The sequence below is a fragment of the Roseateles asaccharophilus genome (genome assembly GCF_031458115.1).
Taxonomy (GTDB): domain Bacteria; phylum Pseudomonadota; class Gammaproteobacteria; order Burkholderiales; family Burkholderiaceae_C; genus Pelomonas; species Pelomonas asaccharophilus_A.
Map to the genome: position 1 here is coordinate 256,478 of NZ_JAVDXV010000005.1, position 12,721 is coordinate 269,198.

At 69.2% G+C, this 12,721-nt stretch carries 11 protein-coding genes; 6 read left to right on the top strand and 5 right to left on the bottom strand.

Going from position 1 to position 12,721, the window contains the following annotated elements; genetic code table 11:
* Positions 1-1,008 (top strand): cupin-like domain-containing protein, encoded by a 1,008-nt coding sequence (locus J2X21_RS14425; protein ID WP_310329745.1) that lies wholly within the window; start codon positions 1-3, stop codon positions 1,006-1,008.
* Positions 1,005-2,549 carry a tryptophan halogenase family protein gene (locus J2X21_RS14430; protein WP_310329748.1) on the top strand — a complete coding sequence of 515 codons (1,545 nt, stop codon included), beginning with the start codon at positions 1,005-1,007 and terminating at the stop codon, positions 2,547-2,549. The genes J2X21_RS14425 and J2X21_RS14430 overlap by 4 nt, the downstream gene beginning before the upstream one ends.
* Here J2X21_RS14430 and J2X21_RS14435 read toward each other — a convergent pair.
* A complete protein-coding gene (locus tag J2X21_RS14435; RefSeq protein ID WP_310329751.1) occupies positions 2,546-2,938 on the bottom strand; it encodes a GFA family protein in 393 nt (130 codons plus the stop codon). The genes J2X21_RS14430 and J2X21_RS14435 overlap by 4 nt on opposite strands.
* Before the next feature lie 399 nt (positions 2,939-3,337).
* Between J2X21_RS14435 and fusA the strand changes: the two genes are divergently transcribed.
* The 3 genes from fusA (at position 3,338) to J2X21_RS14450 (ending at position 7,385) form a co-directional block, all read left to right on the top strand.
* Positions 3,338-5,353, top strand: a complete 2,016-nt coding sequence (gene fusA, locus J2X21_RS14440) for an elongation factor G (protein ID WP_310329753.1) — start codon at positions 3,338-3,340, stop codon at positions 5,351-5,353.
* A 193-nt stretch (positions 5,354-5,546) separates the two neighbouring features.
* Positions 5,547-6,548 (top strand): hypothetical protein, encoded by a 1,002-nt coding sequence (locus J2X21_RS14445; protein ID WP_310329755.1) that lies wholly within the window; start codon positions 5,547-5,549, stop codon positions 6,546-6,548.
* A 264-nt stretch (positions 6,549-6,812) separates the two neighbouring features.
* Positions 6,813-7,385 carry a hypothetical protein gene (locus J2X21_RS14450; protein ID WP_310329757.1) on the top strand — a complete coding sequence of 191 codons (573 nt, stop codon included), beginning with the start codon at positions 6,813-6,815 and terminating at the stop codon, positions 7,383-7,385.
* A gap of 56 nt (positions 7,386-7,441) precedes the next feature.
* Here the strand turns inward: J2X21_RS14450 and J2X21_RS14455 are convergent, their stop codons facing one another.
* Both J2X21_RS14455 and J2X21_RS14460 read right to left on the bottom strand, forming a co-directional pair.
* Positions 7,442-9,046 (bottom strand): rhamnogalacturonan lyase B N-terminal domain-containing protein, encoded by a 1,605-nt coding sequence (locus J2X21_RS14455; RefSeq protein WP_310329759.1) that lies wholly within the window; start codon positions 9,044-9,046, stop codon positions 7,442-7,444.
* Positions 9,047-9,171: 125 nt separating this feature from the next.
* Positions 9,172-10,092: a hypothetical protein gene (locus J2X21_RS14460; protein ID WP_310329761.1), complete on the bottom strand. Its 921-nt coding sequence runs from the start codon at positions 10,090-10,092 to the stop codon at positions 9,172-9,174.
* 311 nt (positions 10,093-10,403) lie between these two features.
* Between J2X21_RS14460 and J2X21_RS14465 the strand changes: the two genes are divergently transcribed.
* A complete protein-coding gene (locus J2X21_RS14465; RefSeq protein ID WP_310329763.1) occupies positions 10,404-10,973 on the top strand; it encodes a DUF2878 domain-containing protein in 570 nt (189 codons plus the stop codon).
* On the opposite strand, the gene J2X21_RS14470 is transcribed toward J2X21_RS14465, so the two are convergent.
* Both J2X21_RS14470 and J2X21_RS14475 read right to left on the bottom strand, forming a co-directional pair.
* On the bottom strand, positions 10,965-11,831 hold the full coding sequence (locus tag J2X21_RS14470; RefSeq protein WP_310329765.1) for a spherulation-specific family 4 protein: 867 nt from the start codon (positions 11,829-11,831) through the stop codon (positions 10,965-10,967). The genes J2X21_RS14465 and J2X21_RS14470 overlap by 9 nt on opposite strands.
* A gap of 10 nt (positions 11,832-11,841) precedes the next feature.
* On the bottom strand, positions 11,842-12,714 hold the full coding sequence (locus J2X21_RS14475; protein WP_310329768.1) for a spherulation-specific family 4 protein: 873 nt from the start codon (positions 12,712-12,714) through the stop codon (positions 11,842-11,844).
* Positions 12,715-12,721 lie beyond the last annotated feature (7 nt).

Consider the following 12,721-nt stretch of genomic DNA (forward strand, 5'->3'; position numbering starts at 1 on the left):
ATGCGTGACATCCCGGTCTGGACCGGCGCGTTCGACCCCGATGCGCTGCCCGCCGAACTGCTGACCGGCGACGCGCCCTTCGTCGTGCGCGGCGGCTTCGCGCACTGGCCCGTGGTGCAGGCCGCACGCCAGTCCGACGAGGCACTGGCCCGCTACCTGATGGGCTTCTACCGCGGCATGGGCATAGGCCTGTTCCAGATTCCACCCGAGGCCGGCGGCCGCGCGTTCTACGCCGACGAGACGCTCTGCAGCTTCAACTTCACGCGCCACCACGCGACGCTGGACCAGGTGCTGACCGGTCTGCTGGGCCTGGCCCATGCGCCCGTGGCGCCCGCGCTGTACGTGGGCTCCACGACAGTGGACGCCGTGCTGCCCGGCTTCCTGGACGTCAACCGCCTGGGCCTGGGCGGGCGCGACGCGCTGGTCAGCCTGTGGCTGGGCAACCGCAGTCGTGTGGCGGCCCACTACGACCTGCCGGACAACCTGGCCGTCGTGGCCGCCGGGCGGCGCCGTTTCACGCTGTTCCCGCCTGAGCAGATCCACAACCTCTACATGGGCCCGCTGGACCCCACGCCGGCCGGCCAGCCCATCAGCCTCGTCGACTTCACGGCGCCCGACTTCGAGCGCTTCCCGCGCTTCCGCCGCGCGCTGGACGCCGGCCTCGTCGCCGAGCTGGAGCCGGGCGACGCCGTCTTCATCCCCAGCATGTGGCTCCACCACATCGAGGGCCTGTCGCCGCTCAACCTGCTCATCAACGCCTGGTGGCGCCAGACGCCCGAGTACATGGACTCGCCCGTCAGCGCGTTGCACCTGGCGCTGATGACGATCAAGGACCTGCCGGAGAAGGAGCGCCGCATCTGGCAGCACCATTTCCAGCACTTCGTCTTCGGCGCCGACGCCACCACCTGGGAACACATTCCGCCGAGCGCGCAGGGCCTGCTGGGCCCTGTGGGCGAACTAACGATGCGCAAGTCGCGCGCCCACCTGCTGACGCAACTGAAACGATGAACACCTCCTCCACTCCCATCCGCCGCGTCGTCATCGCCGGCGGCGGCACCGCCGGCTGGATGATGGCCGCGCTGATGAGCAAGCTGATGGGAAAACAGCTGGACATCAAGCTCGTCGAGTCCGAGGAGATCGGCACCGTGGGCGTCGGCGAGGCCACGATCCCCGCGCTGCACACCTATCACAACCTGCTGGGCATCAACGAAGCCGAGTTCATGGCCGCGACCAACGCGACCTTCAAGCTGGGCATCGCCTTCGAGGGCTGGAAGGACATCGGCCAGGACTACTTCCACTCCTTCGGCACCACCGGCACCGACCACTGGAGCGCCGGCTTCCAGCACTTCTGGCTGAAGGGCCACGCCGAAGGCCTCGCCAAGACCTACACCGACTACAACACCGAGACGGTGGCTGCCTATGCCAACCGCTTCGCCCACCTGCCGCGCAACGGCCTGAACTACGCCTACCACCTGGACGCAGGCCGCTACGCCCGCTTCCTGCGCGCGATGAGCGAGCAGCACGGCGTGCAGCGCATCGAGGGCAAGATCGCCGCTGTGCTGATGGACGGCCCGCAAGGCCGCGACGGCGACATCACCGCACTGCAGATGCAGGACGGCTCGCGCATCGATGGCGACCTGTTCATCGACTGCACGGGCTTCCGCTCGCTGCTGATGGGCGAGGCACTGGGCGTGGGCTACGAGGACTGGTCGCATTGGCTGCCCTGCGACCGCGCGGTCGCCGTGCAGACGGCATCGGTGCGCGAGGCCTGGCCCTACACGCGCTCCATTTGCCACCCCTTCGGCTGGCAATGGCGCATCCCGCTGCAGCACCGCGTGGGCAATGGCCTGGTCTACAGCAGCAAGGAGCTCGCCGACGCCGACGCGCCCGACGTGCTGAAGAAGAACGTCGAAGGCCAGTTGCTGATCCAGCCCCGTGTCATCAAGTTCACGCCGGGCCAGCGCCACAAGGTCTGGCACCGCAACTGCATCGCCGTGGGCCTGGCCAGCGGCTTCATCGAGCCGCTGGAGTCCACCAGCATCCACCTGATCCAGCGCTCGGCCATCCGGTTGATGCAGCTGTTCCCCACCCGCGGCATCAACCCGGCCGACGTGGCCGAGTTCAACCAGCAGTGCGAGCGCGAGCTGGCTCACATCCGCGACTTCGTCATCCTGCATTACCACGTGACCGAGCGGCGCGACTCCGCGTTGTGGAACCACGTGCGCACGATGGAAGTGCCTGCCTCGCTGAAGCACCGCATCGAGCTGTTCCGCGAGAGTGGGCGCGTCTTCCACCAGAGCGACGAGCTGTTCGCGCTGAACTCGTGGATCCAGGTCATGATGGGCCAGGGCCTGACCCCGCAGAGCTACCACCCGGTGGCCGACCTGATGGGCAAGGCCGAGCTGGGCAACTTCCTGGGCGACATCCACCTCAAGGTCGCGCGCACCGTGGCCGCACTGCCCTCGCACCAGGCCTATGTCGAGCAGCTGTGCGCGCCGTACCGCCAGGCCAGCACCGAACAGCTCGCGGCGACGCCGCTGAAGATCTAGGGCTCCGACCGGCCGTCGCCCTCGCGGTCGCGCTCGTAGTGCCGCGCCAGCGGGAGGGGCGGCAGCCACGCCTCGCGGCGCACGGTCCACAGCTCGTAGGTGGGCGTCAGCTGGTCCGGCGCGTCCAGCGCGCCGAGGTTCACCTCCACCTCGTCGCCGCTGCGACCGAACACCGGTGAGCCGCAGCGCGGACAGAAATGCCGGCCGCGGTAGTCGTGCGTGTCGCCGGTGACCGTCACCGCCTCCGCGCGAAAGATCGCCGACGCATGGAACAGCGCGCCGTGGTGCTTGCGGCAGTCCATGCAATGGCACAGCCCCACGCGCCAGGGGCGGCCTGTCGCCGCGATGCGGACGGCGCCGCACAGGCAGCCGCCGGTAAATCGGTCCATGGGCGTCTCCTTCTGATTCCCTAGCCTAGCCTTGAAAGCCCCACGACCAGCCCCAGATTTCAGGTCGGCTCACAATCACGCCCATCATGAAGCTCAACCACACGATCCAAGCCCGCCTCAACACCTGAGCGCCCTTCGACCGTGTTCGGAAGGCGCAAAGCCTTCCGGTTCCGCCCAAACAGCAACCCCGGCAGGCTCGCACCTCCCGGGGTTTTGTTTTTCCTGACCTGAGTTCCACATGCATACCCGCACCTTCGACAAGCTGATCGCCACGATTCCCGAGCGCCGGAGCGCGGCTCGGCCTTACCTGTCGCGTGCGCGCTTCGGCGTCCTGTCCTCGCGCTGATCCCGTGGTTCCTTGACCCGGGGTTGGCAACACACCCCGAATCAGGAACCACCATGAACTCGAAATCGAACTTCCGCAACCTGCGCAACATCGGCGTCATCGCGCACGTCGACGCGGGCAAGACCACCACCACCGAACGCATCCTGTTCTACACGGGCGAGAACCACCGCATCGGCGAAGTCCACGACGGCGCCACGACGATGGACTTCGACCCGCAGGAACGCGCCCGCGGCATCACCATCCACAGCGCTGCGACCACCGTGCACTGGCACGGCACGCAGATCAACCTGATCGACACGCCCGGACACATCGACTTCAACCTCGAGGTGCGCCGCTCGCTACGCGTGCTGGACGCTGCCGTCGTCGTGTTCGACGGCGTGGCCGGCGTGGAACCGCAGACGGAAACCAACTGGCGCCTCGCGGACGAGTACCGCGTGCCCCGCCTGGCCTTCGTCAACAAGCTGGACCGCATCGGTGCGGACTTCGGCCGCGTCGTCGCTTCCCTCGAAGAGCGCCTGGGCGTGCGCGCGCTGCCGCTGCAGCTACCCATCGGCGCGGAAGGCGATTTCCGCGGCGTGGTGGACCTGCTCGCCATGCAGGCGCTGGTCTGGGACCGCGACGACGCCAAGACGCCGCCGCGCATGGACGCCATTCCCCCTGAGCTGCTGCCCGCCGCCCAGGCCGCCCGCGCGCGCCTGCTCGAAGCAGCCGCCGAACAGGACGATGCACTGCTGGACGGCTGGCTGCGCGGTGCCGAACCGAGCCAGGACGAACTGCGCACGGCGCTGCGCCGCGGCACCATCGCGGGCGCCTTCGTACCCGTGCTGGCCGGCTCTGCCTTCCGCAACCGCGGCGTGGAGCCGCTGCTGGATGCGGTGGTGGCCTATCTGCCCGCGCCCGGTGAAGCACACGGCGCCGTCGCGACGGACGGCCCGCTGTCTGCCCTCGCGTTCAAGCTGACCGCCGACGACCACGGCGCGATGGCGTTCGTGCGCGTCTACAGCGGCGCGCTGAAGCGCGGCGACACGGTCTTCAACGCCAGCACCGGCAAGGCCGAGCGCGTGTCGCGGCTGTACGAGATCCATGCCGACCAGCGTGTCGAGCGCGACGCCCTCGTCGCGGGCGACATCGCGGGCATCGTCGGGCTCAAGGACGTGCTGACCGGTCACACGCTGGCCGACCGAAGGGACGCGACCGTGCTGGAAAGCATCGCCGTGCCCGAGGCCGTCATCGACGTCGCCATCGAAGCCCGCCAGCACGCCGACACCGCGGCCCTCGCGAAGGGCCTGGGCGTGCTCGTCCGTGAAGACCCGTCGCTGCGGCTTAGACAGGACGCCGACTCGGGCCAGACGCTGTTGTCCGGCATGGGCGAGCTGCAGTTGGAGGTGGCCGTGGAGAAGCTGCGCTCGCGCTTCGGCGTGGACGTGGCCGTGGGCCGCCCGCAGGTGGCCTACCGCGAGACCATCACGGCCGCGGCCGAAGTGCGCCATGTGCACAAGAAGCAGAGCGGCGGCCCCGGCCAGTTCGCCGAGCTGACGCTGCGCATCGCGCCGCTGCCGCGCGGTGAGGGCTTCCGCTTCCAGAACGGCGTGGTGGGCGGCGCGATCCCGCGCGAGTTCATCCCGGCGGTGGAGGCCGGCATCCGCAAGGCGTCCCAGGCCGGCCCGTTCGCGGGTTACCCGCTGGTGGACTTCGAGGCCACGCTGGTGGACGGCAGCGCCCACGTGCGCGACTCGTCCGCGCTGGCCTTCGAGCTGGCCGCCGCAACCGCGCTGCGCGAGGCCGTGCTGAAGGCGGCGCCGGTGGCGCTGGAGCCGGTGATGGCCGTCGAGGTCATCACGCCGGCCGACCATGTGGGCGACGTCATCGGCGACCTGCTGCGCCGCCGCGGCCATGTGCAAGGCCAGGACAGCCGCGGCAACGCGGTGGTCGTGACGGCGCACGTGCCGCTGGAGCGCATGTTTGGCTACATCGGCCAGCTGCGCGCCCTCAGCTCCGGCCGGGCGCAGTTCACGATGCAGCTGGACCACTACGCGGCGGTTCCCGCACGTGCGGCGCTGGCCGCGTAAGCCGGATGCGCCCGATGCGGCCCCAGGCCCGGCGATCTCCCAGGTCGCCGGGCCTTTTCTCCGCCTTCAAGCGCGCGAGCACATCACGTCGCAACGTGGCATCGTTCACTCGAAGCGGGGAAACCGGGACGGTTCCACCGGGGCAGCCCCGAGAATCGACCGGTGAGAACCCCGACCCCCTCCTGGAAGGCGAATGTTTGAGATCGTCATCTACGCGGCCTTGCTGGTGCTGTGCTGTGTGCTGGCCCTGCTGCTGATCCTGCAACGCCAATCCAAGGCCAACGCCAGCGCGCAGGCCTGGCGACTGGGGCACGAGCAGGGCCACGCCCAGGCCAAGGCCCAGTACGCCCAACAGGTCGCACGCATGACCGCCTACGAGCAATTGCTACGCGGGCAGACCGGCGGCGTGGGCAAGCACCTGGCGGACACGCGCGAGGTTGCCGAACTGATCCACCGCCAGGCGCCCGCGCTGCTGCGCGAGTCCAACGGACTGGCCCAGCTGCTGCACGGCAACGACGAATTCCTCAACCAGCTGCTCGACGCCTATGTGGCGGCAGACCAGGACGGCGGTGGCGCCCAGTCGCGGGCCGCCGCGCGCCTGCCGGCCGGCATCTATGCCGATGTCTTCGAGGCCGCCGGCCTGCCGGCGCCGGGGGCCGTGGTCGGCAAGTACTTCGTGCTGGCGCTGGAGGCCGGCATCCTCGTCATCCGCACCACCGGCAAGCAGGGCTGCTTCGGCCGGCTGCGCCTGGCGCGGCGCGACCTGGAGCGCTTCTTCAACGACCTGACCACCAAGCCCCGAAGCCTGGCCGACGAGCGCGACGCTGAGCTGACCTGCCGCGGCCTCTACCGCGTGGACGTCAACGACGACACGCGCTATGGCCAGCTGGTGATCGAGGTCGCCTCGCCGTCCAGCGGGCATCTGTACTTCGGCAATCCCGAGCTGGAACAGGAGCCGCTGCGCGAGCTGAAGTCTCTCAAGCGTGCGGCCCAGAAGCTGCTGGAAGACGAAGCCAAGTCGCCGACCCGCAAGAGCGCGGCGCAGCGGGCGCGCATCCTGCGGCGCGACGCGCTGCTGGGCCATGTGCCGGACAGTGGCCTGTGCGCCGCGTGCGAAGGCGACGTGACGATGCGGCTGCGCCTGGGCGACAAGCCGATGGGCTGTCCGCTGTGCGGCACGGCCTGGTCTGAGTGAAATCTCGGGCCACGAAACGGTTGCTCCGAGTCCACGCCAGGCTGGGTTAGGTCCTGGCGCCCCTGCCACTGACAGCAGTTCTACGGTTGCGTCAGGCCAGCGGCATGTCCCGTCACAACGGTGGATGCAGGCCGGCCGGCGCTGCAACAGACTTTCCGCGAGTCAAACCCGCCCCCTTTGATTCAGGCACCGGATGGCCGTCGCAGGAAGATCCTCAGCTTGCCTCCGTTTGGGCGACCCACCACCGATTCGAGGAACGTCAACATGAAGCAAGTAGAACGAGATGTCACGGCCAGGCATGTCCAAGCCCTTCCCCACCGCCGCTTCCATCGCTATCCCGTTCTTCCGCCGGGCGTTGACTCGGGGCCGCTGCAGCACCTGCCGGGCAAGTGGGTCAGCGGCGACACGGGCTGGAACATGATCGCGCTGCCGTTCCCCAACCCCGCCGGCCCGCCGTTCCGTCTGCTGCTCAACCAGTACAAGGAAACGCTGCGGTTCTCGTTCATCGACGAGAAGGTGCCCAACCGGGGCGTCACCGAGACGCGACCCCGGGGCGAGAAGGATCAGCTCGTCGTCACGCTGGTCTATGAGCTGAGCATCGAGCAGGTCGCTGTCCAGATGGCGTCGACGTTCTGGATCCACGAACTCGCCGAACCCGATCCGCTGGACGGTGCGCTGTTCGTGCTGCAGTACCTGCAGGACGTCAGTCTGGACTTCTTCCCGCGCCTGGACATGCCACCCGGGCTGATCCGCTGGCCCCACATCAGCATCAACACGCTGCGCAAGGTCCCCGAGGAAGAATGGAAGTGCCCGGAGCCCTGGGCGATGAAGCCGTAGCGCCCGCCTGCGGGTAGTCCGGCGGGCACGCGTCGGACCGCCCGCCTTTTGCGTCGTCAGTACATGTCCACCGCATCCACCGCAAATCCCGCGCTGAGGTAGGCGGTGCTGCCGCTGCCCGATGCGGCGTTGATGGTCACGGTGTTCGTGCCCGCCACGAACGCGCTGGCCGGCACCGCGAAGGTGAAGGTCGTGTTGTTGCCGCGGTAGGTGCCTATGGTCAGCGAGCGCGAGTCGGGCTGGGTGGACGGGCTGGGCACGGCCGAGGTCCAGCTGTTGACGCTGATCTGCGGGCGCGCATTCGCGTAGGCGGCGGTGATGCCGATGCGGATGGTGCGGGCCGCCAGCTGCGCGCTGGTCAGGTTGAACGTGATCTGGGTGCCGCTGTTGACGCTCTTCCAGATCGCGCCGGGGAACTTGTTCGTGGCGCTGCCCACCGCATAGGTGACCGGGCCCCAGGACGGGTTGCGGCTGTCCGACGGATGGCGGATGTTCAGCGTCTGGCCGTTGAGGAACTCCAGCGGCGTGCCGTCCCACTGGCCCACGCGCCACAGCACGCTTTGCGCGGACGGGTCGGCCGTGATGGCGCGGGTGTTCAGCGTCGTCGTGCCGCCGCTGCTGACGGACACCTGCTCGGTGTAGACACCCAGCTCGCCCTTGTACACAGTCATCGTGTACGTGCCGGGCTTCATGTTGGCCACCGTCACCGAGCCGCTGCCGGACGTGGTGCCCCAGTACTGCGCCGTGCTGTTCGCGAAGCCCACGGTGTACGCATAGGCCGTGTCCATGCCCGACAGCCCGTTCAGCACCACCTTGCCGCGGCCGCTGACCCAGCCCTGCAGGCCCAGGCCCGACATCCAGCTCATGTCCGGCGCGGCGGGCGTGCTGCCCGTCGTGAACACCAGTGCGTAGGGGCCGTGCAGGCCCATGCGGAAGGCCTCGGTCTGGTTGTGGCCCGAGTTCATGTAGTTGTAGACCTCGGTGTCGCCGCCGCTCTGGTTCTGGATGTCGCGGAAGAACGGGCCGCCCGACGCGCTCTCACGGTTGCCGTAGACCATGAACACGCCCACGCCGCTGCCGGTCACGCCGCGCACCGTCATGTCCTTGGCGCGCTGGTTGCCGTAGTACTTGGAGCGCGAGCTGCCGTCGCTCATGCCGAACACGTCGCTGCTCTCGATGGCGCCGGTGTTGCTGCGCAGGTTGGACTCGGTCGGCACGCCCGTGAACACGCTGCCATTGAGCCGCGTGATCCAGCGCAGCTCGCCCACCGCCGGCTCGGCCGTGATGTGCGTGGCCATGTAGATGGAGTTCTCGTTGCGGCGCACGACGAGGTAGTGCTTCAGCGTGGAGGCCGTGATCGTGATGACGGCCGTGGTGCCCGACGGCGAGAACGCGTAGGTGGCCGGCGCGCCCAAGCCCGAGCTGATGTGGGAGAACTTGGTCTGACCCTGCAGTTCGCTGCCGCCGTTGAGCTTGATGGACGTGATGTCGCCGCTGCTCTTGTTGACCTTGAACACCAGGCCGGCGCCGGTGTCCACGGTGAGCACGCCGCTGGCGTCGGTGATGCCCCAGGCGGCCCAGGCCGAGGAGCTGAGTGACAGCCAGGCGGCCGCGGCCAGTCGGAGCGCGCCACGGCGCCCGCTCGAGGAAGAAGTGAACATTGAGCTTGTCTCCAGTCGTTGGAATGCGCGGCCCCCACGGGTTGCCGCGCTGCCGCGCCTGTGCTGCTCGGTGCGGTCGAGGCCAGTCTAGGAAGCGTGTTCGCGCCCGTGCTCAGGCGCGCTACCTAGGCGGCGCAATCTCTCAGCGGCTTGATTGCAGGCGACACCACGGCGGGGGGCGGCGGCACCTCCTGGCCCGTCAGCTGCGCGAGGGATTCGCCCTGCTGGCGCGCACGTGGCGAGTCGGATTTCGTCAGCATCAACGTGGTCGCGTGGCGGCATGCGGCGCCAAGCGCATGACCTGGCCCCCAGTGGCCGCAGACCTGGCCAAGATCAGCTGGCGGTGGTGGCGCCCAGTCGGCCTCGCGTGCGGCGAGGCTGTTGAGCAAGCCCTGGCGGTGCGGCGCGGGCAAGTTCGGCGGCAACGCACGGTCCAGCCGCTCAAGCCAGGCTCCGGGCCGCTCCAGCCAGCGGCGCGAAGCGGCCAGGCCGGTCCAGGCCTCGTCGGCAGAGGCCGGGTCTTCATGCAGCCATTCCAGCCAGTGCAGGCCGTTGTCGGGCTCCAGCCGCAGCCGCTGCTGCAGCAACTCACGCCGGCAGACGGTGGCCTGCGGCAGCTGGATGCAGGCGCCCGCGGCCCAGCGCAGCGCGGCAACATCGCCCGAGCGCAGCGCGGCGTCGCGCACCTGCTGCGCCCACGGAAGCTGCGCGGCCCGGTCCTCCGCGGCGGGCTTCTGCAGCAGCAGCGCCAGCACGGCGTCGCCGCCCGACGCGCTGGTGAGCGCGGCAATCGCGCGCTGTGTCGCGAGCGCTGCCTCATGCGGAGGGAGCGGCGCGATGGGCGTGCAGCCAGAGGCTTGACGATGTGCCGGAGCGCTCGCGACGGTCTCGGTGGCTGCGCCCCCCAGCGCCAGCAGCGTCGGTGCCCGCAGCTTCGTCGGCGCCTCGACCGCAGCGGGCGTTGGCGCGGCACCAGGCCACCAGGCCCAGGCCAGCACGCCAAGCCCGAAGGCCAGCAGCAGCACGAGCAGCAAACGGTTCTTCATGAGCGAGCCATTGTGCGCAAGCGTTGGGTCTTCGGGCCGAGCGCCGGGCCGCCCCAAGCCGGACCGCCTGGCGATGTGCTTGCGGCTCAACGCCGCAAGCATCGCCGTCTCCTCGGGGGCTGTTGTCTTATCGAGATTTCATATGGGTTACATCGGAGCAACGAGGCATCAGGAAACGCGATAGATCGCGCGCTGAATTTCATAGCCAGGCGTGCCTGAGGCGAGGGTTTGCAGGGGGCTCGACGCGGCTGCGGTGGTCCAAGCCGGCGCGTGCTGCGTAAGTGCAGGCATCGACACCACTGCGCCCCGCCATGCCCGTGCTCTCCTCGTCGCCCAAGGCCCGCCTGCTGCTGCAAGGCCTCGCCTGGTTCACGCTGTTCCAGGCCGCGTGGTTTGCCTGCGTGCTGGGCGCGCCGCGCGGGCATGCCCCACTGGGCATGCTGGCCGTCGCGGCCGTCGTTGCGCTGACCTGGGCCACCAGCAACGCGCGCGGCGACGAGCTGCGGCTGACCGCGCTGGCGCTGCTGATCGGCCTTTGCTGGGACACCGCGATGCTGCAGATCGGCCTGCTGGTCTATGCATCGCCAGGCCCGCTGCCGGCGCTGGCGCCGCCATGGATCCTGGCGCTGTGGGCCTTGTTCGCAACGCTGCTGCGCGGGCCGCTGGCGTGGCTGCACGGCCGGCCGCTGCTGGCCGCGGCGCTGGGCGCGGCGGGCGGGCCGCTGTCCTACCTCGCGGCGGTGCGGCTGGGCGCCGGCAGCTTCCCCGATGAGACGAGCGCGCTGCTGGTGCTGGCGCTCGGCTGGGCGGCCATGACGCCCGCGCTGACCGAGGCGGCGCGTCATCTTGAGCGGCGCCGCCGCGCTGATCGTCTAGGCTGAACGTCGACGCCGCAGCAAGGCCAACAAGCCCAGCCCAACGCCCAGCATGGCGACCTGGCTGGCCTCCGGCACCGGCGCCGTGGCGGCCAGCACCTCCGCCTGCCAGTAGCTGGGCAGGTGCAGATAGGGGTTGCCGCTGGCCATGGTGCCGTCGGTGATATAGATCGCCCCCAGCCCGTGCTGCTTCGCGAGGCCCATCACCTCATGCATCTGCGCCTCGGTCATCACGGTGTGCACGATGGCGCCGGTGCCGGCGGCGTTGGTCAGGCCGGCGAGGAAGGGGCCGTTGACGAAGTCGGTGTACGAGCCCTCGAAGCTCATCAGCGTGTCCGCCAGCGCGTTGTAGCCCGCCGTGGGCGTGACGCCCGGGTTGCCGACGATCTCCCAGCCCGGATGCGCGGCCTTCAGCGCGTTGCTGACCGTCTGATAGAACGGCAGCGCGCCGGGCTGCGTGGCCATCTCGTCGAGGAAGACGCCGTCCACGCCGTACCAGTCGGCGTACTTCTGCGCATCGGCCACCACCTCGGAGGTGGAGCGCGTGGGCGGCACCTCGGGCGTGCACAGGTTGATGCCGTAGCAGGTGTAGACGTAGCCGATGACCTTGCCGCCGGCCGCGCGCAGGTCGTTGATGGACGCCGCGTAGTCGCTGTTGAACGACGTGCCCGGCCCGTTCCACGGGTTCATGATGGCCGTGACCTGCGCGCCCTGCTGGGCGGCCCAGCTGAGCTGGTGCCACTCGTTCAGCGACGGCATCCACGACGGGTAGAAATAGGCCGGCACGATGAGCTCGATGGCCGATGCGAAGGGCGACGCGGCGGCAAGGGCCAGCGTCGCGATGAGGGTCTTCAAACGCTTCATGTCGCCTCCTTCAGCAGCTGCCGCCGGTCTTCAGGCTGTTCAGGCACCAGCGCTCCGAACCCGACAGGCCGTTGTTGCCCCAGTAGGTGGGCGTGTAGTTCCAGATCGGGCCGCCCCAGGGCAGGCTGGGGTTGTAGGTCATGCTGGTCACGTAGACGTAGTTGGCCGCCGTGCCCTGCAGCGTCGCGCGCATCTCGGCCTGCGTGGCGGAGTGCAGCAGCAGCCAGGTCTTCACGCCCAGCGACGTGGCGAGGTTCTGCACGCCGCCGTTGAGCCAGCTGGCCGCCGCCACGTAGTCGCTGTAGCGGGCCTCGTACATGACGATGTGCTCGCCATAGCTGGCCGCGCTGACGAAGCAGCTGCTGGCACCCGGCCAGCCGGTGTTCCAAACCACGGTGCCGCTGGTGCCCGTGGCGGCCATCTTGGCGCGCACGGCGCTGAACTTCGGCGCGGTGCCATTGCACTTCTGCGTGTCGCTCAACGCAGCGTCGTCGAACGCGGCCTCGTCGAAGAAGAAGCCGTCCACGCCGCCCAGCGCGGTCTTGTAGGCGCTCAGGTTGGCGTTGATCGCGTTGTAGCGGCCCAGCTCGTCGGCGGTGTTGTAGTCGTAGCCGGTGGCCACATAGCCCAGCACCTTGCCGCCTTGTGCGCGGATGTTGGCGATGACGGCCTTCCAGTTCGTCACCTGGCTGGCGTTCAGGCCGGTGGCGCCGCTGTTGGGGTTGATGACGACGTAGGCGCCGCTGGGAATCTGGCCGCCATAGGTGCTGGCGGTCTCGCCCCAGTAGGCCACCATGCCGAAGCCGGTGGGGGCCGCGGCGGTCAGCGTGGCGCCCAGGCCCAGCAGGCTTGCGGCGGCGAGCTTCAGTCGAACGTTGGACATGTGTTTC

Coding starts and splice junctions, on each gene's coding strand:
- J2X21_RS14455 (WP_310329759.1), bottom strand. CDS start 9,046: ATGTTCACTTCTTCCTCGAGCGGGCGCCGTGGCGCGCTCCGACTGGCC.
- J2X21_RS14435 (WP_310329751.1), bottom strand. CDS start 2,938: ATGGACCGATTTACCGGCGGCTGCCTGTGCGGCGCCGTCCGCATCGCG.
- J2X21_RS14425 (WP_310329745.1), top strand. CDS start 1: ATGCGTGACATCCCGGTCTGGACCGGCGCGTTCGACCCCGATGCGCTG.
- J2X21_RS14465 (WP_310329763.1), top strand. CDS start 10,404: ATGCCCGTGCTCTCCTCGTCGCCCAAGGCCCGCCTGCTGCTGCAAGGC.
- J2X21_RS14430 (WP_310329748.1), top strand. CDS start 1,005: ATGAACACCTCCTCCACTCCCATCCGCCGCGTCGTCATCGCCGGCGGC.
- J2X21_RS14460 (WP_310329761.1), bottom strand. CDS start 10,092: ATGAAGAACCGTTTGCTGCTCGTGCTGCTGCTGGCCTTCGGGCTTGGC.
- J2X21_RS14470 (WP_310329765.1), bottom strand. CDS start 11,831: ATGAAGCGTTTGAAGACCCTCATCGCGACGCTGGCCCTTGCCGCCGCG.
- fusA (WP_310329753.1), top strand. CDS start 3,338: ATGAACTCGAAATCGAACTTCCGCAACCTGCGCAACATCGGCGTCATC.
- J2X21_RS14445 (WP_310329755.1), top strand. CDS start 5,547: ATGTTTGAGATCGTCATCTACGCGGCCTTGCTGGTGCTGTGCTGTGTG.
- J2X21_RS14475 (WP_310329768.1), bottom strand. CDS start 12,714: ATGTCCAACGTTCGACTGAAGCTCGCCGCCGCAAGCCTGCTGGGCCTG.
- J2X21_RS14450 (WP_310329757.1), top strand. CDS start 6,813: ATGAAGCAAGTAGAACGAGATGTCACGGCCAGGCATGTCCAAGCCCTT.